The organism is Kamptonema formosum PCC 6407 (assembly GCF_000332155.1).
In the GTDB taxonomy this organism is placed as follows: domain Bacteria; phylum Cyanobacteriota; class Cyanobacteriia; order Cyanobacteriales; family Microcoleaceae; genus Kamptonema; species Kamptonema formosum.
Window position 1 is genome coordinate 2,337,882 of sequence record NZ_KB235903.1, and the last position, 21,825, is coordinate 2,359,706.

Annotated in this window: 13 protein-coding genes and 1 pseudogene; 6 read left to right on the forward strand and 8 right to left on the reverse strand. The window is 44.0% G+C overall.

Annotation, left to right across the window (positions count from 1 at the left end; genetic code table 11):
• Window positions 1-90 precede the first annotated feature (90 nt).
• Window positions 91-774 (forward strand): glycerol-3-phosphate 1-O-acyltransferase PlsY, encoded by a 684-nt coding sequence (gene plsY, locus OSCIL6407_RS0115205; RefSeq protein ID WP_007357755.1) that lies wholly within the window; start codon window positions 91-93, stop codon window positions 772-774.
• Between the two features lie 42 nt (window positions 775-816).
• Here the strand turns inward: plsY and OSCIL6407_RS0115210 are convergent, their stop codons facing one another.
• The 5 genes and pseudogenes from OSCIL6407_RS0115210 to OSCIL6407_RS37815 form a co-directional block, all read right to left on the reverse strand.
• Window positions 817-1,407, reverse strand: coding sequence for a Uma2 family endonuclease (locus OSCIL6407_RS0115210; protein ID WP_007357754.1), 591 nt, complete (start codon window positions 1,405-1,407; stop codon window positions 817-819).
• 11 nt (window positions 1,408-1,418) lie between these two features.
• A pseudogene (locus tag OSCIL6407_RS37115) lies at window positions 1,419-1,517 on the reverse strand (pyrroline-5-carboxylate reductase); the annotation flags it as partial.
• A 17-nt stretch (window positions 1,518-1,534) separates the two neighbouring features.
• Window positions 1,535-2,215: a GNAT family N-acetyltransferase gene (locus tag OSCIL6407_RS38580; RefSeq protein WP_019487401.1), complete on the reverse strand. Its 681-nt coding sequence runs from the start codon at window positions 2,213-2,215 to the stop codon at window positions 1,535-1,537.
• 5 nt (window positions 2,216-2,220) lie between these two features.
• Entirely contained in the window at window positions 2,221-2,430 is a 210-nt protein-coding gene (locus OSCIL6407_RS0115220; RefSeq protein WP_007353433.1) for a hypothetical protein, read from the reverse strand.
• Between the two features lie 237 nt (window positions 2,431-2,667).
• Entirely contained in the window at window positions 2,668-2,796 is a 129-nt protein-coding gene (locus OSCIL6407_RS37815) for a hypothetical protein (protein WP_007353432.1), read from the reverse strand.
• Between the two features lie 162 nt (window positions 2,797-2,958).
• On the opposite strand from OSCIL6407_RS37815, the gene OSCIL6407_RS0115225 reads away from it, so the two are divergent.
• A complete protein-coding gene (locus OSCIL6407_RS0115225; RefSeq protein ID WP_007353431.1) occupies window positions 2,959-4,323 on the forward strand; it encodes a hypothetical protein in 1,365 nt (454 codons plus the stop codon).
• 122 nt (window positions 4,324-4,445) lie between these two features.
• Here OSCIL6407_RS0115225 and OSCIL6407_RS0115230 read toward each other — a convergent pair whose 3' ends face one another.
• On the reverse strand, window positions 4,446-5,795 hold the full coding sequence (locus OSCIL6407_RS0115230) for an MFS transporter (RefSeq protein WP_007353430.1): 1,350 nt from the start codon (window positions 5,793-5,795) through the stop codon (window positions 4,446-4,448).
• Window positions 5,796-6,324: 529 nt separating this feature from the next.
• On the opposite strand from OSCIL6407_RS0115230, the gene OSCIL6407_RS0115235 reads away from it, so the two are divergent.
• Both OSCIL6407_RS0115235 and OSCIL6407_RS0115240 read left to right on the forward strand, forming a co-directional pair.
• Window positions 6,325-7,485: a hypothetical protein gene (locus OSCIL6407_RS0115235; RefSeq protein ID WP_007355906.1), complete on the forward strand. Its 1,161-nt coding sequence runs from the start codon at window positions 6,325-6,327 to the stop codon at window positions 7,483-7,485.
• A 265-nt stretch (window positions 7,486-7,750) separates the two neighbouring features.
• Window positions 7,751-9,352 (forward strand): family 10 glycosylhydrolase, encoded by a 1,602-nt coding sequence (locus OSCIL6407_RS0115240; RefSeq protein ID WP_234709948.1) that lies wholly within the window; start codon window positions 7,751-7,753, stop codon window positions 9,350-9,352.
• 248 nt (window positions 9,353-9,600) lie between these two features.
• Here OSCIL6407_RS0115240 and OSCIL6407_RS0115245 read toward each other — a convergent pair whose 3' ends face one another.
• Window positions 9,601-9,804, reverse strand: coding sequence for a hypothetical protein (locus OSCIL6407_RS0115245; protein WP_007355904.1), 204 nt, complete (start codon window positions 9,802-9,804; stop codon window positions 9,601-9,603).
• Entirely contained in the window at window positions 9,801-10,145 is a 345-nt protein-coding gene (locus tag OSCIL6407_RS0115250; RefSeq protein ID WP_007355903.1) for a hypothetical protein, read from the reverse strand. The genes OSCIL6407_RS0115245 and OSCIL6407_RS0115250 overlap by 4 nt, the downstream gene beginning before the upstream one ends.
• 138 nt (window positions 10,146-10,283) lie before the next feature.
• On the opposite strand from OSCIL6407_RS0115250, the gene OSCIL6407_RS0115255 reads away from it, so the two are divergent.
• On the forward strand, window positions 10,284-10,571 hold the full coding sequence (locus tag OSCIL6407_RS0115255; protein ID WP_007355902.1) for a hypothetical protein: 288 nt from the start codon (window positions 10,284-10,286) through the stop codon (window positions 10,569-10,571).
• 960 nt (window positions 10,572-11,531) lie between these two features.
• Window positions 11,532-21,638, forward strand: a complete 10,107-nt coding sequence (locus OSCIL6407_RS30775) for a CHAT domain-containing protein (protein ID WP_040650201.1) — start codon at window positions 11,532-11,534, stop codon at window positions 21,636-21,638.
• Window positions 21,639-21,825 lie beyond the last annotated feature (187 nt).

The window sequence follows — 21,825 nt, forward strand, 5'->3', positions numbered from 1 at the left end:
TCCCCTGCTCCCCCGCCCTGAGCATCGGAGTATCGTAACCGCCCTGGCGGTTGCTATACTTTCAAAACAGAACATTGAGGTAAATTCATTATGGGATTGTGGTTAAGTTTAAATTTTTCTGTGTTATTGGCTGCTTATTTACTAGGCTCGATTCCGACGGGATATAGTGTAGCAAAATGGGTTTTAGGAATCGATTTACGTGAGGTGGGATCTGGTTCTACTGGTGCAACTAACGTGCTGAGAACTTTGGGTAAATGGCCCGCTTTGGGAGTGTTACTGGTTGACGTTTTGAAAGGGATAGCGGCAATTTCTCTGACGCGCTATATCTATGCTCTCAATGTCACTTCTGAGCTAGCAGCAACCGCAGGGATAGAGGATGTTACAGAAATATTGCCTTGGATGGCAACTTTAGCAGGTTTAGCTGTGGTTTTAGGACATAGTAAATCTATTTGGTTAGGCTTTGCCGGTGGTAAATCTGTGGCTACAAGTTTGGGAGTTTTGTTGGGTTTATATTGGCCTGTGGGTTTAGGAACTTTCGGAATTTTTGGGTTAGTTTTAGCTATTTCGCGAATAGTATCTTTGAGTTCTATTATTGGGGCAATTGGAGTTTCTGGTTTGATGTTTGCTTTTGGTCAACCCCTAGCCTATGAGTTATTTGGAATTGCTGGTGGTGTATTTGTAATTGTGCGACACCGTGCTAATATTCAGCGGTTGTTGAATGGTACTGAGCCGAAAATTGGGGAGAAATTAGCATCGGAAATTGAACAAGCTTGAGAAGGTAATTAACTTACAGAAGAAAGCGGAACTAAATATTATTCAATTATTCCCCATTACAGGCGCTACTTCTAACACAAATCCAGGTAATATATCCTCACCTGAAAGCGTACTCGGAGACTGCAAAACCTCAACTTCTCTACCAGGTCGATAAATTTCTACAATCTGCGTTTGTGGGTCAATTAACCAACCTAAACGCGCACCATTTTCCATATATTCCTGCATTTTTTCCCGCACTTCTCTGATAGAATCTGTAGGAGAGCATAACTCAACTACAAAATCTGGACATAAAGGCGGAAATTTCCTTTTTTGCTCAGGTGTTAACGCTTCCCACCTTTCTCGGCTTACCCAAGAAGCATCAGGAGAACGATCGCCACCTTTTGGCATTTTAAAACAAGTGGAAGAGTCAAAAGCAATGCCTAAGTTACTATTCCGGCGGCTCCAACCTTGCACTTGAAAAGTTAGATCGGCATTGCAGTTTCCCGTTTCTCCTCCAGTTGGCGACATAATCAGTAGTTCTCCTTTCGCATTGCGCTCAAATTTATAATCGGGGTGAACCCTACACAGTTGGTAAAATTGGTCGTCAGTCAATTCGATAAACTTACTTAAATCTAATTTAAAAGTAGTCAGCATGGCAGTAAAACCTATTCACCTAATTCTTTAGAACGCACAGAAGCCGCTTTCACTGCTTCTATTAATGCGGAGCGAAAACCTACTGTTTCTAGTTTAGCAATTCCTGCAATTTAAGTTTTACTCTAGTTTAGTGTAGTGATTTTAGCATTGAGAGAGAATGGGTTTGGTAGCCGAGTTTTTGGTAAAGATTAAGGGCGGGTTTATTAGTGACAAAGACTTGTAAACCAATTTGTCGATCGCCTCTTTCCCTGGCCCAATTCTCAGCACGGCTAACTAATGCTGAACCTATTCCCCGCTGTCGGTGTTCTGGATCTACGTATAGCAGAAAAATATGAGCGTAGCGATCGCCACTCACCTGATCGATCGCATTTCCCAACCACAGACAACCTATTTTGAGAGCAGAGGAGCGGGGGAGCGAGGGAGCGGGGGAGCGGGGGAGCAGGGGAGCGGGGGAGCGGGGGAGCAGGGGAGATGAGGGAGATAAATCTTCCCCATCTCCCCCATCCTCCCCATCTCCCCCATCCTCCCCATCTCCCCCATCCTCCCCATCCTCCCCATCTCCCCCATCCTCCCCATCCTCCCCATCTCCCCCATCCTCCCCATCTCCCCCATCCTCCCCCTCCCATTCCACCCACCACAGGGGAGTTTTATTAGAAAAATACTGTTCAACTGTTAGAGCTAAATGACCTAATTCTCGATCGGGGTGAAGTTCATGGTAAGTTTTGTACATGAATTTTACCAATTTTGCACGGTCTAGTCCCGAACCTGTACGCAACTGATAGCCTGGTATTAACTCAACGGATACCATAGGAATTAATGGGCGATCGCGATCGATTCACCGCTTCCCACTACAACATTTAATGTGGGTGTTTGAGCGTGCTGAGCTTGGGGACTAACTTCTTCAATAGGAGCTGGTGCGGCCATATCATTCGGCAAAAAAATCCGAGCACTAACTGCGGCGAGAGCGAGAAAAAAAATGATAACTGCGATTAAAGGGGCGACGTACTGACGAATGAAAGCCATAGATACAAAATTGTTGAGTTTTTACTCGCGATCGCGAAGATCATCTTCTGAAGATAATAGTAGATTATTTCGCTACTTGACAATTCTTTAAAACATAGTTATAAATTTTGCCAAGATTAGCTTGACTTTATAAAAAAGCTATGATACAATACGGTTCAAGCAAAGCAATCATTAGCCTTACAATTAAGGTAAAAAGCGATCGCCCTCTCGTCGGCTGCCTCCTGGGTACAAAAATCATTACCGACTGCCAATAGGGTCAAGAACAGATTTTGGTCGGTGGAGTATCACCTTCAAACAGTTAGCGATCGCCTCAGCAGGTAATTCTACCGTCATTAATTTGCGTTCACAAGTTTTAGGTACTGTCAAGGCGTGAATAATTAGTGCGATCGGTAGTGCTGATTTCGTAACTTTGCTGTAAACTAATAAATAACAACTAATAACTACTTCGTTCTGTATGTTCTTGTAGTTCAGTCTTCTTAACTCTGAACTACAACAACATACTTTTTATTAGGCACTGACCCAAAAAATATGAGTGCGGAACCGTCCCTTTACGAAGCTCTGGCAAAAATAATAGCGTATCAGGACGATAAACCTGAGTTTGAAGAGCAAGTTAAAAGTTTTCTGGAAACTAACAACTACTATATAGATCAAATATTCGACGATCTGCAAAGTGGTCTTCATGCTATCGGACTTGCTTCCACTGACCCCGATACATCTCCAGTTTTGATATTTCGCGGTACAGACTTTATAGAAGATGATGCCGCCTTCTCTGATGAGCGTGGTGTTGGTTACTTGCAAATTGACAACAATAGAGAAATTTTACAAAGCTGGCTGACACAAATAACTGAAGATTCTTTTAAGAATCCTACAGGCTTACTTCCCGATGTTATCGGTCACGGGATGGGAGGAGCTTTAGCTCAAATTTTTGCTGCTGAATTTACCTCCAAAACTGGAGACATATTTACCTTCAACTCTCCTGGTGTTTCAGCCGATACCGTCAATACTTTTAGGCGTAACCTAAGAGGCGCGAACAAAACTGTTAATCACTACATAGTTAACGGAGATATTGTTAGCCTTTTTGGGGAATCATTTCTGACAGGTAGAGTTTTTCTCCAAAGTTTTAACGATCCCAATATTCGACCCTTAATTATTTTAAATAAAAATCGAACCGACAATTTATTAACCAATCCTCCTGATGGTTTTTCTCAACGGCAGGTTTCTACAGATCAATTAATACTTCCTAGTTTTACCTATACCAATGACTCTGATTTTACAGAGTTTCAAACAGCTCTCTCTTTTATACAACCCAATTTATCAGAGGCGCTAAAAACCAGAGAAAGTGCAGAGAGATTGAGAACAAGCGGTAATTTTTCATTTTCGGGACTATTGCAGCAGATTCAAGTCGCTCTGGCTCCATCTCAAGCTAATTATTTAGTTGGGGATGCACAGAATAATTCTGCTAGCGCCGGCGGCGGCGATGATACATTAATTGGTGGCAACGGGAATGACACCCTCAGAGGCAATCAAGGTGATGATACTATTAGTGGTGGAAATGGCAATGATTTTCTTTACGGCGGTAAAGGAATCGATACTATCAGTGGTGGGGAAGGAGCTGATTTTATCAGCGGTGATGCTGGCGATGACATCTTAATTGGCGGTAGCGGACAAGATAGGTTTGTGTTAGCTCCGTTTGCGGGAATTGATACTATTGTTGATTTTGAAGATAGTGAAGATATAATCGTTTTAAGTGGAGGCTTTACCTTTGCTCAACTTAAAATTATTCCTGGTAATAATGGGCCATTAATTACTGTTGCGAAGAGTGGTGAGGTACTGGCAATTGTTGAAGGAATCGCTGTAAGTACCCTGAGTACGAGAGATTTTATTACTATTTAAGAAACTAGGATTGATTTATAATTAATGACGGATTATTGCTAATAAAGGGGATGACTAACCTGGATTTGTTATGAGGGCAGGTAAGATGCCTGCCCCCAAGAGTTTTGACCGACAACTGAGGATTATTTCGGATCTTCTAAAGGCAAAAAGAAAATTGTTAACATCCCTGGTATAACAGCCAGAGAACTAAATAAGAAATAATGCTGATATCCTCCCAGCCAAGTCTGCAAATAACCGCTAAAAACTCCGGGAATTAATACGCCTGCGGCCATAAATGCTGTGGTAATTGCATAATGGGAAGCTTCATATTCAGGTCGAACTGTACGCATTAAAAATACAGTATAGGCAGCTACGCCAAGTCCATAGGTAAACTGTTCTATGGAGTTGACTGCATAGGCCCAAATAATACTCGGTTGATACATTGCTAACAGCCAATACAATACATTAGTTGAGTTTTGCAGTATAGCTGTAGGCCACATCCATTTTTTTAACCCTTGTTTGGCGATTAAATATCCGCCAAGTAGCCCTCCAATCAAAAGAAAAATTACGCCGATAGTACCAGATAACAAACCCATTTCAGCAGTGGAAACTGCTAATCCGCCCTTCTGTATTGTATCCATTAAAAATGGAGGAGCCATTTTGAAAGTTAAGGCATCACCAAGGCGGAAAATTAAGACATAAGTAACAATCCAACCTATTTTATATTGGCTGAAATAGGTTCTAAATGCTTCTTCAAATGCTTCGTCGATAAAGCTGGTTGTTTGTGTGGATTTGTTGTAGGCGATCGCGCGACTTTCTACCTCTGGCAAATACCAGCGCTGAAATAGATAAATCAAAATAAATATTACTCCACCAATTCCAAATGCGATCGCCCATCCTAACTCCAAAGGATGAAGATTAAACGAGGAACCAAAAACTGAAAACGTAATATCTTTATATACTTTAGCATCAGTAGGATTTCCTGCTACTAAATGCTGTTCTGCAAAAGAACCCGCTAAAAAAACTAACAGACCACTTCCGGCAATTACTGCTCCTCTGTAAGCCGTATTACGAACGCCAACAAATAGCGCTTGCTGATCTTTATTTAGAGCCTTTAAATAAAATCCATCTATGGCGATATCGTGGGTAGCTGAAACAAATGCTATTATTGTAAAAATCACAAGTGATATTACCAGAGTCTGGGGCATTAACACGCCAAGCGCTAGCCAGAAAAATAGACCAGCACAAATGATTTCTGTGTTTAAAATCCATTGGCGTTTAGTGGAGTATAAATCAACTATCGGGCCCCATAAACCTTTTAATACCCAGGGAAAAGACAAAAGGCTGGTTAAGCCAATTAACTCATTGCTGGCTCCCAGACCTTTTAAAAAAATTACCGACATTAAATTTACAACAGTGTAGGGAAATCCTTCTGCGAAATATAATATTGATACCCATAATCCAGGGTTGCGCTTTTTTTCTGATAAGACCATGTTTTTTTAGTTCCTCGTTTGCTTAAGAGCAGTTTATCATACAGCAGTTTTTAGTTGAGTGCAGCACAGATAAGGGGTAAGGACACGGTAATGCCCATTGGTGTCAAGTTAAAAAGAAAGCCGCCAGGGGTTGAAACCTCTGTCTAAGTAGAAGGAAGAAGGAAGAAGGAAGAAGGAAGAAGGAAGAATGTTTATACAGTCAGCTTTTTAGCCATCCCGATCTTATGTTTAATTAGGTGGAGCTACTTAATAGCTAAAGCCTCTGAAGAGGACTAATTTGGTTTAAAAGTCTTCTTCTTAGCCTCTTCAGAGGACTCGATCTATGAGGCAGGGGTTTCAACCTCTGCCGGATTGGAGGTTTTCCCTTACCAGTATTTTTTATGAAAGCTAGTAATAAAAGTTACACGATCTAGCGATTATTACTAGGGTCAATGTTACTTAATCGCTCCTTAAATTGGATAATTTGACGGATAGCCAATTTTACCCTTATATTTTATAATAACCAAAGCCTACATTAACTTTTGTTACTATGTCTGCTGACTCATTCCAGCGTAGTCAAGATCAGGTTGAGACTCCTCTCTCTCCTGTGGCTCAACAGTGGCTCAAGAAATATGTCAAAGACATTGACTTTGACTCTAATTGTAAAATATCTTCTGCTCTAATTGATGACTCATTAGACATCAAAATTGAACAATTTTTCCCGTCTCCTGTGGCATCTTTAGCTATACAGTGGTCAAGAAAATACTTGAAAAATCTTCAGATTGCTTCCTCTGAAACTGTACCCCAAGCTGAAGAGAGCGACTTGAGAATAATTGGTTCAAAAAAATGGCGGGTGCAAACTGCTTCTATCTTACAGGAGTCGCTAATTTATGCTAGTATTGAGGCTATTACTCACACACAATTGTTGCTTTCAAAAGAAATTAAACGCCATCAGATCGATCCAAAACTGATCGATTATTTGCAAATTGCTATGGATTCTTGTGAGATTCATAGAAAGGTTTTAGAAGTTTATGGTAATGCAGAAGATCCCAGCTATATTGCTGTTACGGTGGGGCAAGAAACCGGTGCGATGCGTCAGAAATATACGGCAATTGACCCCCGCTTAATTGGCTTTGTGTCGATGCAGGTGTACTATACCACTCTGTTTTTACTCAAAGATATTTCTGCTGTCGAAAAAACTGTTTTAACTGCCTATTTCAAGGTGATAGATGACTACCTCTATATGCCTTTGTGCCGTTGTTATCAAGCCGCAGCTAAGCATAGTTATGATTCTCCCAGCTTACAAGCTGTACGGCAACTTTTAGGTCAAAGCACTGAAATAGCTGCTCGTATTTTTAGCCGCGTTTCCCAACTTAATCCTGACTATCATAGCTATAGCGGAGCGTTGAATTCAACCTTGGTGAAAACTGCGAGTATCCGGGATGTGGAGATGTTTCAAGTTTATTTATGGTTGTCTGTTTTAGAGGAAAATATTGCTGTTTTTTATCAGGAATTGTTTCCAGTTTGTGTGATGCTTTATCCAATCTTGGGGGTAAAATGGCATTTGGTTTGGCAAATGCTTAATTGTTTGGAGCAAGAAATTTACTTGCGATTGGAACCGCAGCAATTAGAGATGATTATGCCGTATTATCGGGCCATGTATGAGATATTTTCTCCGGCAGTTTTTGAGGATGATTCGGGCGGGGGATAGGGTACATTATCATTAGCTTGATTGTTTGTCAAGTATTTGGCATACTAATCGAGAAAGTTTTCAGGGGAAGTAATAGTTAACTGTTAACAAATATCGATATCTGGTTGCGATCGGGGCTGCATCGACATTATATTTAAGAATAATTTATAAATAATCAGCCGAAATTGTGGGAAAATGTGAACCTGAAGTTCGCGTAGTTAGTCTGTACTAGACAGTTGAACGCTCACACACACCTTTCCGAATGCGAAAATCTAAAACAGTCTTTTTGTCAAGTCTATTTTCAATTGGCTTAGCGATCAGTTTTCTGCTAACTCCGCAGTGGTTGTCTAATTTGTTTCCCGATCGCGCTGCGATCGCAGTCCCCCCGCAGGTGCAAACATCAGAATTTCGAGGCTTTTGGGTAGATGCTTTTAACCCTGGTTTCAAGACACCGCAAGAGGTGACAAAATTAATTGCGGATGCGAAACGGGCGAATGCGAATGCGATCGTTGCTCAAGTGCGCCGTCGCGGTGATGCTTTTTACGCTAGCAGCATTGAGCCGCGAGCCAAAGATCCTAATCTGGCGGCGGGTTTTGACCCTTTGCAAGATTTGATCGCCAAGGCGCACGCAGCAGGTTTGGAGGTTCACGCTTGGATGGTGACGCTTCCGGTAACGGGAAGCACTAGCAACGATCGCTCTCATGTGTGGCAAAAACATGGCCCCAATGCGCCTGGCCGCGATAATTGGGCAATGTTTACTTACGATGGCCAATCCCAAGGTTATCTCGATCCCGGCCATCCTGACGCGGTTGATTACACGGTTTCGGTTTATCTAGATTTGCTGAAACGCTACGACGTAGACGGCGTGCAACTGGATTATGTGCGCTACGGCGGGCCGGATTGGGGTTATAATCCGACTGCGATCGCGCGGTTTAATCAACAGATGAAACGCACGGGTAGGCCATCGCCAAGCGATCGCGTTTGGATGCAGTGGCGGCGAGATCAGGTGACGAATTTGGTGCGTAAGCTTTATGTGCAAAGCCTTGCGATTAAGCCGCAGGTGAAGATTTCGGCGGCGACGATCGCTTGGGGAAGTGGGCCGAAAAAAGATGAGGATTGGTATCAAACCCAGCCTTACAAAGAGGTTTTGCAGGATTGGCGGGGCTGGCTGGAAGAAGGTATTATTGATATCGCCATGCCGATGACTTACCAGCGCGAGTACAATGCTCGGCAGAAACAGGCTTATGATGATTGGATTGAGTTTGCCAAGAATCACCAGTACAATCGCTATACTGCGATCGGGCCAGGAAATTATCTGAACTACATTGAAGACGCTTTAGCTCAGATTCGCCGCGCTGGACAGCCTTCTGCAAAGGGGAATTACACGCATGGGATTGCTTTGTATTCCTATGCTAGCAGCAATGTCTACACTAATGGGGACTTGCGATCGAGCGGTGGAGGAAGCGTGCCCCGCCAGCCTTGGAAGTATGTATTGCAGAGCAATGATTGGTTCTACAATGCGCTTTCAAAGCCGAGTAAGTATGTGGATGTAGCGACGGGTAAGACTTATGAAACTCAGCCTGTTTGGGCAAATCCTGTGGCTGTTCCCGATTTTCCTTGGAAGTCGCATCCGACTACAGGCGCGATCGCGGGTACGTTGCGGATGTGTTCCCCAAGTTGCGATTCTGTAACCTTGACATTGCAACCGATTGATGGTGTAGGTCAGCGGCGCACGATTCGCACCGATGGTAAGGGATGGTTTGGTGCGATCGCGCTGACTCCCGGTACTTATCAGTTAAAGGTTGACGGTGGAAAATTGGAGCAGACTATTAATGTTAGTGCTGGTCAAGTAACCAATGTCAATTTTGATAACAGACAAAGTTATTAGGGGGACTTATACAAAATAAGGCCCGAAAACAGGGTAAAATCCAGTCACAGTAAGAGTTTAAGGTAAATTCATGCTTTTTCTTGCTGTGACTAGGTTTGAGCCTTCTAAAACCCTATCGAACTAAATCGCTTTGCCAGAGCAGAATAGAGCCTGATTTTAGCTCCAAATTTGTCTAAGTCCTGTTAAAACAATTGTTATCCAATAAAAACTCTGTACAATAAGGCTGTTGCGATCGCTTGCACCCTTTCTTACCTATTAATAGTAATAGTCTCTGCTGCTTTACTTTTACCCTGAAGCCTAGCCAGACGTTGCTCTCGCAGACCAGTTTCTACCATCGCAATTAATTCATCAAGCTGTAGAGTGAGTAAGTCGATTTGTTGGTTAACTTCGCGCCACCTAGCAACACTTCGCGCTCTGATCTGGGGGTCGGGTATTTGGGCTGGTTGATTCATGGCAGATTCCAGTTTTGTTTGGTTTCAGAAATGCTGGCTTCGATAGCACCGATTAATGCTTCAGCGTGCTGAATGGTTTGAGCCAATAAGTTCAGCATAGCATCAGGAGCGTTCGGCTGGTATTCAGCTATCCCTAGCGCCAAGGTATGCAGACGCGAATAAGGCATTCTCAGTCTCTCGACGCTACTTTGCATCTGCTCTAATTCTAGTAGGGTTGCCTCATTCTCCCCAAACTGTTCAAATATGGCAAACTCAGTAGCTTTGGCTTCATCAATCAGTTCTACTAACCGTCGCTGCAAGTAAAAGATAGTAGTTAAAGTTTGGTCTGGTAATTTGACCATTATGCCCCAGATATAGAGAAGACAAGATCTATATCATACCTAACAAAGCAGCAACTACCAGCGATAATCTACAAAAAGGTAGATAGAATGTTGTGGTTATTGGACTAAAGTAGAAAACATAAATAAACAGTAAAAACAATGACAAATACAACGACAAATACAATATTTGATAAAATCTTCCGCGATAGCAATGGTCAAATTGTTATAGCTCAGACACCAAACCTACCACTTATTGTATGGGGTGTAGCCACTTTACTGCAACTAATTGTAACCACAGGCAAAATTAATACAGGGCTAGACCTAATCGCTTTTGGCTCATTATTTACTTGGGCATGGGAAGAATTATTTCAAGGCGTTAATTATTTTCGGAGAGCGCTTGGTCTTGTGGTACTTATTGGTGCGATCGCTGTACGACTGATGGCTTAACTCAATAGTATCATGGGTTTTTGAGTCTTATAGCTCAACTCACCGAAAAGTATGAGAAAACTCCTAGCCATTAGTACAGGTATTATCAGCATTGTTAGTAGGGGTTGATTTAATGCGGAGGCGTATTGAAGTTGAAAACGGCACAATGGAATGTTTATACAGTCAGCTTTTTAGCCATCCCGATCTTATGTTTAATTAGGTGGATTTACTTAACTGTTAACAAAACTTTGGTGTTGGGTTTCACTTCTTTCCACCAAATCTACCATTGCGCGGTTAACCCATACTTTAGTTGATTTGTCAAGGGGCAAATTGCCAAACTTTTTTTCTAGAGATTAGCGATCTTGCCAAAAAAAATTAGGGATTAATTCTTCTTCCTAGATCGCGAAAATGTCATATCAATGTCACATCGGCTTATAAAACCCAAATTAAAGACGTGACAATGAAATTGTTAAAAATTAGTGTGTTTAAGCTAACATATTTAAACTTGATGAATTCACCTCTTAAATCATATTAAAATTGCTTTTAACTTTATTGGGCAATTAGTTACAATCATAAGCCTATGAGCCTTACATTTCTGAGCTTTCAGACATATACTGATTTACTAGGCTAGACGTGATTTGTGTCTATCAACTATTTTAAGCTTTGAGATTGAAATATTATTAAAGCTGGATTTATTGCCAAAAATACGGTTAACCAGTTAAGCAAAAAACAAATTAATAAGCACAAAAATTAAAGACTAAATCTCAGAAAAAAATCAAAACAACCCCGGAAAACTCAAACTCAAATCCCTAAAACAATTAAGTTGAAACAACTATTGACATTACTCTAATAATAAATGTATGATTTAAAAACAAACCATAATTCCCAAATTTAACAAAAATACAACCCTAGATTAAAACTCTTAAATCGTGCCTACCCGATATGAACAGACGATTAAGTCCTTTCGTAGTTGTGTTTTCAATGACAACTACGATCTCTGCGTCTAGCTTCGCCTACGCAGCCGATAAAGCATCTGCACAGCAGATCGCGCCAGCGGCCGACGGCACCGGTACTACCGTTACCCCGCAGGGAAATCGTTTGGATATTGACGGCGGGTCGCGATCGCGAGATGGAGCCAATCTTTTCCACAGTTTTGAGAGATTTGGGCTAGATTCAGGTCAAATTGCCAATTTTATTTCTCACCCCGAAATTCGCAACATCTTAGGTCGCATCGTCGGCGGCGATGCCTCCTACATTAACGGCTTAATCCAAATTACAGGCGGCAGTTCCAACTTATTTTTAATCAACCCCGCCGGGATTGTTTTCGGGCCGAATGCCAGCTTAAACGTCCCTGCCTCTTTCACGGCGACTACGGCTAGCGGAGTCGGCTTTGGTAATAATAACTGGCTTAATGCTATTGGTAATAATAATTGGGCTAGCTTAGTCGGAACTCCCAGGGAATTTAGGTTTGATAGTTTCAATCCCGGCAGTATTATCAACTCTGGTAACTTAACAGTTGGTGCAGGTGAAAATTTAACCTTACTTAGTGGCAGCGTCATCAATACTGGTACATTGGCCGCGCCGGGGGGTGACATTACGATCGCGGCCGTTACGGGACAAAACCTAGTCCGTATTTCCCAACAGGGACGCATTCTCAATTTAGAAATTACTCCCAGCTTGGGAAATAACGGTAATGACCCTGGGATTTCTCCCATGTCTTTACCGCAATTGCTAACTGGTGACAGTAGCAACCACGCTTCGGGACTGATTGTTAACGCCCAGGGACAAGTTGTATTAACGGGTTCTGGAACCATCCTCCCCAGCGAGGCGGGAACTGCGATCGCCTCTGGCAAGATTAATGTATCCGGCAATACAGGTGGCAGCGTCAATATTTTAGGTCAGCGAGTCGGAGTCATCAGTGGCAATATCAACGCCGCCGGCAGCTATGGCGGCGGTACGGTACTCGTGGGAGGCGACATTCAGGGCCGAGGCCCCGTTCCCAACGCTTTGCAAACCTTCGTCAGCAACGACTCAGTAATTGACACCAGCGCGATCGCGATCGGCAATGGCGGTAAAATCATCGTCTTTGGTCAAGAAGCAGCCTATATTGGCGGCACATTGAGGGCACGGGGAGGTACAGGTGGCGGTAACGGCGGGTTTATTGAAACTAGCGGATTGCGATCGCTAGCCATTACCAGCGCCCCCGATGTGGGATCGCCTGCCGGCATTGGCGGAGAATGGCTGATTGACCCCTACAATATCGATATCGTTCCAGGTCTTCTCCCTGTTGTTGGTCTCGGCTTACTTGCCCCCTTTGAATCCTTTCTCCCCAACGCTGAATTGCCAGTTGGCCTAATTACAACAGCACTATTATTAGGTGATGTTACCATCTCCACTGGAGCCGGAGGAGTACAACAGGGAGATATTAATTTAAACGCGCCACTGGTATTCAGTCCCCTACTAGGGTCAACCCTGACGCTTAACGCTCACAACGATATTAATATTAACCAACCGATTTATGGAGGGGGTAGCCTTCCTTTAAACCTAGTTCTCAACGCCAATAACGGAGATATTACAGCCGATGCAGGTCGAGTTATAGTTAATAGCTCAATCGCAACTTTAGGGGGAAATATCACGGCAATTGGTAGAGCCAATGTTCCTGGTCAGGCAGGTATTGAAATCACTCTCAGCGGCTCTGTAAATTCAGGGGGAGGTAAGATCGACCTCAATGGTGTCAGCGTTGGCGGTGCAGATCGAGGAGTGAGAAATCAAGGCTCGATAGTTTCAGCCGGCGGAGTAATTTCAATTACAGGAAGCAGCGAATTTTCCCAAGGAATTAGTATAGAATCTCCCATTGATTCAGGAGGAGGAAACATTATCCTGAATGGGACTGGTGTTAATCAAGCAGGCTTACAAATTATTAACTTGGGTTCTGTTAATTCAGGCGGAGGCGATATTACAATCGCTGGTACAAGTAGCGATCGAGAAGGTATAGTAGTTAATCAAACCCTCGGTTCTGGGGGTGGAAATATCACTCTAATTGGAAATAGTTTAACTGGTAATGATATTGTTATTGAAAATGTGGTTCATGCCGGTGCTGGCAACTTAACCTTGGCAGGGAATCAGATTGTGTTCTCAACAGGCACGCCTTTTCTGGCTGGCAATAATATCATATTTGAACCTTTTATTTCTGGCGACAATCTATCAGTTACGAACAGCCTGCCTACGACAGTACCATTTATTTCTACCCAAACTACCTTCGGTCGCAGTAATACTAACGGCACGGTTATTATCAACGGGAATCTAAGTTTCAGCGGAGAACTACTGGTGCAGTCTCCGGGAGGTACGATCGCCGCTGCTGGCAGTAATCTTACGGGTTCTGGTGCGGCGATTACCTTCCAAGGTTCCCAAGATATTACCACAGGCAACATTACAAATAGTGGCGGTACTGTCACAATCACCAGTATTAGTGGCAATATTAACACTAGCGCTGGGAATATTAATACTAATTCTGCCATTAGTAACGGCGGCGCGATCGCCCTGACTACTGCTAGCGGTAATATTATTACTAACGGTCTCTATTCTTACTCCAGCGCTATGGGAGGGAATGGGGGAAATATCACCATCCAAGTCACTACGGCAGGTGATATTAATACAAATGCTACCGCAGATTTGAATGTCACCTCAATTTCTGGTAATAGCGGTACGATCGCGCTTTCTGCGCCAGGGAATATTGCCGCAGGCAATTTAAATACTGCATCTGCTAATAATGTTGGTAATAGCGGTAATGGTGGTACAATCTCAATTGATGCTGGCGGCAAGATTTTAGCTGGCAATCTCAATACTAATTCTTCTGCGCTTAATAGTGCTGGCAATGCTGGCAATGTGACTCTGATTGCTCCCAATGCTAGTATTACTATTAATAATATAGATGCGAGTGCTAATGGGGCCGGCGGAACTTCTGGCTATGGTGGCGCGATCGCGGTTACGGCAACTGGTAATATTCTCAGCGGTAACTTGACATCTGCTAGTAGCAGTAGTAACGCAGGAAATATCACTCTTAATAGTACCAGCGGAACGATTGACAGTGGTAATCTCAATGCTAGCGCTAATAATCAAGGTGGCGCGATCGCGGTTACGGCAACTGGTAATATTCTCAGTGGTAACGTCACATCTGCTAGCAGCAGTAGTAATGCCGGAAATATAACTCTTAATAGCACAAGTGGAACGATTGGCAGTGGTAATCTCAATGCTAGCGCTAATAATCAAGGTGGCGCGATCGCGATTACTGCTACAGGAGACATTACCGCTGGCGGAGTACAGTCTAACTCTACTTTTAGTGGCATTGGTGGTAATATCACCGTTAATACTACAGGTGGAAATGCTAGCTTTGGCAGTTTAGATAGCACATCTGTTAACAATGCCGGTGGCGCGATCGCCATTACCACACCTTCAGGAATTACGGCTGCAAATATTAACAGCAACGGCTTACCGAATACTGGTAATATTACCCTAACTAGCAACGAAATTGACTTTACAGATACTTCCGTCCAAGGCAAAGGGACGCTGTTACTTACACCTTTCACTCCGGGTAGTGCGATCGCCATTGGTGGCCCTGGTAGTACAACGGCCCTAGATTTGACAGCAGCAGAACTCAATCAGCTTAACGGTTTCAGTTCTGTTACTATTGGTGAAACAGGCGCATCGGGAACCATCAGCATCGGCGCTAGCGGAGTCATCGATCTTACTAGCAACAGTTTCAACCTCACACTCAACGGCGGGGCCACTACCTTTGCAAATACCCTCACCGTAGCAAACGATCGCACTCTCACCATGAATGTCGGTAGCGTTACCAGCGCGCCTAGTGGGATTGATATCGCCATCGGTGGTACGGGTTTGCTGTCCTTATCTGTCAGCGGGGATGTGGGTACAGTCGCGAATCCCTTATCTACTAACATTAGCCAGCTAACCACAACTTTAATGGGTAATGCTGCTTTTAGCAACAGCGGCGCGATCGCCATCAACCCATCCACAATTAGCGGTCAACTTAATTTATCCGCTACTGGCGCGATCGCGCAAACCGGGCCTCTGAATGTCACCGACGCAACCACCCTCAACGCGCCTGGAAACGATATTACCCTTGATAATCCTGGCAATAATTTTAGCACCGTCGCCGTCACCAGCGCCAACAATGTCACCCTCACCGAGGCTAACGCCATTGACATCGGCAATTCCAATATTTCTGGGACTTTCAATGCTACCGCTAACGGTGTAATTACTGGCAGCGGTAATATTATAGTCGCAGCTACAACCACCCTCAATGCCAACGGATCTGACATTACCCTAGAAAGTGCTGGTAACGACTTTAGCACGATAATTGTTACTAGCGGCGACAACGTTAGACTCTATGATTTTAATTCTATCGATCTGGGCACTTTGACAATCCCAGGTACTTTAAACGTCACCGTTGGCGGTAATATTACTCAGAGTGGAGCGATCGGCGTTGCAGGCGCGACAGCATTTAATGCAATCGGAGATATTACTCTCCTCGATCCTACCAATACTTTTGGTGCGATTACTTTAACTGGTCAAAATGCTTCTATCCTTGAAGGAGCAGCAACAGACATCGCTGGTGTAGTGTTGGGTGGCAACTTGACTCTAACATCAAGCGGAGCGATCGCTCAAGCAGGTAGTATTCTAGTTGCTGGAAATGCTAGCTTGAACGCTGGTAGCAATGATATCACTTCCAATGCTGCGATCGACAGCGGCGGCCTGACTTTGACAGGCGCGAATATTAATTTGAATAGCGCGATTACGGTTGGTGCAGAAGACTTTATTATTACCAATAGTGGCGAGTTAAAGATCGTTCCCGCTGCTACGATCGGCGTTGTCGGAGATTTCCTACAAAATGGCACGGGAAATGTCACAATTGGTGGCAATATTACTAATGCTAGCAGCATTACGTTTGCTCAGGCTGTAACGGTGAGCGAGTCCATAAGTCTTACTGCTAACAACGGCCCGATTCTATTCCAAAATACTGTTGACGGTTCTCAAAATCTGACCTTGAATGCTGGAACTGGGAATGTCACCTTTAGCGATGCGGTAGGTAGCAATGTCTCGCTAGGCAATTTAACAGTAAATAGTAGTGGCGTTACCAGCTTTGTTAGTACAGTAAATGCCGAAAGTGCGACGACAGATGCAGGCGGGACAACAGAAATTAACGGTAACATCACTACAACCGAGACTCAAAATTATGGCGATGCAGTCGCGATTGCCAATAATCCCATTTTGACGGGAAATGGCGTTACTTTCAATTCAACTTTAGATGGCAATAGCGATCTTACAGTAAATTCAAGCGCGGGGAATGTCAGCTTTAATGATGCCGTAGGCGGTAATATCCCGTTAGGAAATTTAGCAGTAAATAGCAGCGATACGACAAGGTTTGCTAACACTGTCAACGCCGCAAGCTTGACTACAGATACAGGCGGAACAACGGAAATTAATGGCAATATCACCACAACAGAGACTCAAAATTATGGCGATGCAGTCGCGATCGCTAATCATCCCATCCTGACGGGAAATGGCGTTACTTTCAATTCAACCTTAGATGGTAATAGCGATCTTACAGTAAATTCAAGCGCGGGGAATGTCAGCTTTAATGATGCCATAGGCGGTAATATCCCGTTAGGCAATTTAACAGTAAATAGCAGCGATACGACAAGGTTTGCTAACACTGTCAACGCCGCAAGCTTGACTACAGATACAGGCGGAACAACAGAAATTAATGGCAATATCACGACAACAGAAACTCAAAATTATGGTGATGCAGTCGCGATTGCTAATAATCCCATCTTGACGGGAAATGGCGTTACTTTCAATTCGACCTTAGATGGCAATAGCGATTTGACGGTAAATTCAGCTATAGGAAATGTCACCTTTAATGATGCCATAGGCGCTAATATCGCGTTAGGGAATTTAGCAGTAAACAGTAGCGAGACGACAAGGTTTGGTAACACTGTCAACGCCACAAGCTTGACGACAGATGCAGGCGGGACAACAGAAATCAACGGTAATATCACGACAACAGAGACTCAAAATTATGGCGATGCAGTCACCATTGCTAATCATCCCATCCTGACGGGAAATGGCGTTACTTTCAATTCAACCTTAGATGGCAATAGCGATCTTACAGTAAATTCAGCTACAGGAAATGTCAGCTTTAATGATGCCATAGGCGGTAATATCCCGTTAGGAAATTTAACAGTAAATAGCAGCGAGACGACAAGCTTTGTCAACACTGTTAACGCCACAAGCTTGACGACAGATGCAGGCGGGACAACAGAAATTAATGGCAATGTGACGACAACGGCGACTCAGGATTATGGCGATGCAGTCGCGATTACCAATAATCCCATCTTGATAGGAAATGCCGTTACTTTCAATTCCACCTTAGATGCTAATAGCGATAGCAATATCAATGTCACCATAAATTCACCTACAGGAAATGTCACCTTTCGTGATGCCGTAGGTAGTAATGTCTCATTAGGAAATTTAACAGTAAATAGCAGCGGTACGACAAGCTTTGGGAGTACAGTAAAAGTCAGAAACTTAACCACAGATGTAGGTGGGACAACAGAAATCAATGGCAATGTGACGACAACAGCGACTCAAACTTATGGCGATGCAGTCACTATTGCTAATAATCCCATACTTAAAGGAAAGGGTATTAGTTTCAATTCTACGTTAGATGGTAATAGCGATCTGACCATAAATTTACCTGTCGGTAATATCACCTTTAGTGATGCTGTAGGTAGCAATATCCCATTAGGAAACTTAGTAATTTCTAGAGGTAATCTCAATATCTCTGCCGCAGCAACAATTAACCTCACAGGTAACTTCGAGCAAAATAGTACCAATCCAGTTAATCTTGCAGGTAGCATTACCACCACAAGCGGTACTATTCTATTTAATGGCCCCATTACTTTAACAGGTAACGCTTCACTGAGTACAAGCGATCGCAATATCTCCTTTAACAATAGCATCAACGGCAACGCTGACCTCAACTTAACTGCTGGCAATGGAGATATCCTCTTTACTGGTAATGTGGGAGATATCGCCGCTATTGGCAATTTAACTATTTTTAGCGCTAATAACTTAACAGCAACAAACGCGATCGCCGCTGCCAGCATAACTCATACATCCGGGACTGGCACAATTAGCGTAGCAGATATCCAAACCTCTGGCGGAGACGTAAAGCTGGCAACTGCTAACAACCTGACAGCAGGAAATATTACCACAGCCGGCGGCAATCTTTACCTCAAAAGCCAAAACGATGCGATCGCAACTGGCAACCTCAACTCCGCCTCTACAGTTGGCGGTGAAATCTTTGTCGATGCCAAAATCAGCATCACAACAGGTGCGATCGATTCTAGCGGTAGCCTTGGCAATGGCGGTAATGTCACCCTCGATCCCATCGGCGACGTACAAGTTGAGTCTATTAATGCTCAAGGCGGCCCCAGCGGTACAGGGGGGAACATTTTTATTGAATCAACAGGTGGATTTTTCCGCGCTAGAAGTTCCTTTGCCACTGCCTTTTCCCCAACGGGAACCGCTAGCATTTCCGCAGGCGGCGGTATTGCTGGAGGTTCAATTATCATTCGCCACGTAGGGGGAGATGGCGGGCCTCCCATTGAAACTTTTGAGGTAGGAAACGGCACGATCAATGGCACTGCGGCGGCCATTACTAATGGCGATTTTACCATCTTGCCTTCCCAATCGTTTAGGCGCTCTTTCTCTTTGGGCAATATTGCGCTTCAGACTGATGATGCACTACCGCTACCGGAACCCACGCCAGAACCCACGCCACAACCCCCTGCAACACCGCCAGTCGCGATCGCACAACCGGAAACCCCAGTCGCAGAGACACCGCCAGTAGAAATTACCATACCGGAAACACCGACACCACCAACACAGCCAGTCGCGATCGCGCAACCAGAAAACCCAGTTGCAGAGACACCACCCGTAGAAATTGTCATCCCTGCAACACCCACACCGCAGACACCGCCAACACCGCCAGTCGCGATCGCACAACCGGAAAACCCAGTGGCAGAGATACCACCAGTAGAAATTGTCATCCCTGCAACACCCACACCGCAGACACCGCCAACACCGCCAGTCGCGATCGCAGAACCTCAAACCCAGAAATCAACTAAAACCCCCATTCTTGAGGCACAACCCCCACTCCCACAAGCGCCGCCAACAGCGCTGGCAACGCCTGCGCCTAGCTTTACCTATACACCGGCGCAACAAACACCTGATACTGCCGATCGGGTAGAACCAGCATCAGAAACCGAAAACAAGGCGGAACAAACAATACCCCAGACAAATATTCAGACAACAACTCAGGTACAAACAACCAGCGATCGCACACTCACTTCCACGCCAGACAATCCTCTCCCAGTGGAAACCACAGAAACCACAGATCGGATTGCGATCGCACCTGTAACAGAGCAGATCGTACCAACTTCCGCTCCCACAACCACCGAAGTTTCCCCAAATCCGACACCCACGCCGACTGTAACACCCACACCCACAGCCGCAAAAATCACCTTTGACAGCCCTCCAACCCCCAAATTAGAACCCGTACCCAATCAACAAATCAACCTCGTAGAAACCCCCAGCGTACCTCCTAGAGAGCAAGTTTCTACCGTCCCTGCGATCGCTGCCAGTAGCGATCTAGAAACAAGCGCAAAACTAGCAACAGTCAGCCACGAACAGCCATCAACCGCAATTAGTAATCAAGTAAAAACCCCACTCACCACTTCTCTAGAAGTAATTAAATCGATTACCTCTGACCAAATCTTTGAAAGTGATATTGAGACAACAGTAGCTAATATTGAGCAGTATAGAAATCAAGAATATGACAGCTACCTGGGAGTCAAAAATGAACCAGGTCACGAAAGAATGACCCTCGCTACAATGCAGGAAACTTTAAAACGTATCGCTGTGATTCCCGGTAAGCCCTGTGCTATTATCTATGTAGTAGCCAGAAACGATCAATTAGAATTGATTTTAGTTACTGGTCAAGCCTCCCCAATTCGCTACAGCATCTCAGCAGCAAAAAAAGCAATTCTTTTACCAATAGTTGAACAGTTCCGAATGGAAATTACCAACCCTCGCCAACGGAGCAGTACCAGTTATTTATCCCGCGCCCAACAACTTTATCAGTGGATAATTGCACCCCTAGAAAAAGACTTAAAAACCTTGGGGATTGAAACCCTGCTATTTTCTTTAGATCCAGGGTTAAGGAGTATGCCGATCGCAGCTTTGCACGATGGCAAGCAATTCTTAATCGAAAAATACAGCTTCAGTTTGATTCCCAGTTTTTCCTTAACTAATAGCCATTACGCATCTATTGATGGTACTAAAGTCTTAGCAATGGGAGCCTCTGAATTTAAGGATAAAGAACCCTTACCCAGCGTACCCATTGAATTGCACTCAATCGTTTCTGATTTGTGGCCGGGTCAATCCTTCCTCAACGAAGCCTTCACCTTAGAAAATTTGCGATCGCAACGCCTTAATACCCAGTTTGGAATCATTCACCTAGCCACTCACGCTACTTTTAATCCAGGCGAACCAAAGAACTCTTACATTCAGCTTTGGAACAGCAAATTGGAAATCAATCAAATCCCAACTCTTAACTGGGATCTTCCCCCAGTAGAATTGCTAGTGCTTTCAGCTTGTCGAACTGCTTTAGGGGACAGGGAATCAGAGTTAGGTTTTGGTGGATTAGCTGTAAAAGCCGGAGCTAAATCAGCCCTTGCCAGTCTTTGGTATGTATCTGATGAAGGTACAATGGGATTGATGATGGAATTTTATCAGGAACTCAGGCACAGCAAAATTAAAGCAGAAGCTTTAAGAGAGGCACAGCTAGCAATGATTTCTGGCAAAGTGCAACTTCGCAATGGACGGCTGATTACAACAGGAGAAGATTTTCCTCTCCCTCCAAATTTAGCCAGTTTAAGTAATAGAAATATGGCTCATCCCTTTTTCTGGAGTGGGTTCACAATGGTGGGAAGCCCTTGGTAATAAGTAGAAGGAAGAAGGAAGAAGGAAGAAGGAAGAAGGAAGAAAAATTTAGTTATAGCAACCGCCACAACGGTTAAGACACTCACTCAGAGCCCAAACTATTGACTCTCTTCCCTTCTTTCCCTTCTTTCCCTTCTTTCCCTTCTTTCCCTTCTTTCCCTTCTTTCCCTTCTTTCCCTAGCCCCTA

What these genes read in the sequence shown, in the direction of transcription:
- OSCIL6407_RS30775 (WP_040650201.1), top strand. Translation starts at nt 11,532, where the DNA reads ATGACAACTACGATCTCTGCGTCTAGCTTCGCCTACGCAGCCGATAAA.
- OSCIL6407_RS0115235 (WP_007355906.1), top strand. Translation starts at nt 6,325, where the DNA reads ATGTCTGCTGACTCATTCCAGCGTAGTCAAGATCAGGTTGAGACTCCT.
- OSCIL6407_RS0115245 (WP_007355904.1), bottom strand. Translation starts at nt 9,804, where the DNA reads ATGAATCAACCAGCCCAAATACCCGACCCCCAGATCAGAGCGCGAAGT.
- OSCIL6407_RS0115210 (WP_007357754.1), bottom strand. Translation starts at nt 1,407, where the DNA reads ATGCTGACTACTTTTAAATTAGATTTAAGTAAGTTTATCGAATTGACT.
- OSCIL6407_RS0115230 (WP_007353430.1), bottom strand. Translation starts at nt 5,795, where the DNA reads ATGGTCTTATCAGAAAAAAAGCGCAACCCTGGATTATGGGTATCAATA.
- OSCIL6407_RS0115250 (WP_007355903.1), bottom strand. Translation starts at nt 10,145, where the DNA reads ATGGTCAAATTACCAGACCAAACTTTAACTACTATCTTTTACTTGCAG.
- plsY (WP_007357755.1), top strand. Translation starts at nt 91, where the DNA reads ATGGGATTGTGGTTAAGTTTAAATTTTTCTGTGTTATTGGCTGCTTAT.
- OSCIL6407_RS0115220 (WP_007353433.1), bottom strand. Translation starts at nt 2,430, where the DNA reads ATGGCTTTCATTCGTCAGTACGTCGCCCCTTTAATCGCAGTTATCATT.
- OSCIL6407_RS0115225 (WP_007353431.1), top strand. Translation starts at nt 2,959, where the DNA reads ATGAGTGCGGAACCGTCCCTTTACGAAGCTCTGGCAAAAATAATAGCG.
- OSCIL6407_RS38580 (WP_019487401.1), bottom strand. Translation starts at nt 2,215, where the DNA reads ATGGTATCCGTTGAGTTAATACCAGGCTATCAGTTGCGTACAGGTTCG.
- OSCIL6407_RS0115255 (WP_007355902.1), top strand. Translation starts at nt 10,284, where the DNA reads ATGACAAATACAACGACAAATACAATATTTGATAAAATCTTCCGCGAT.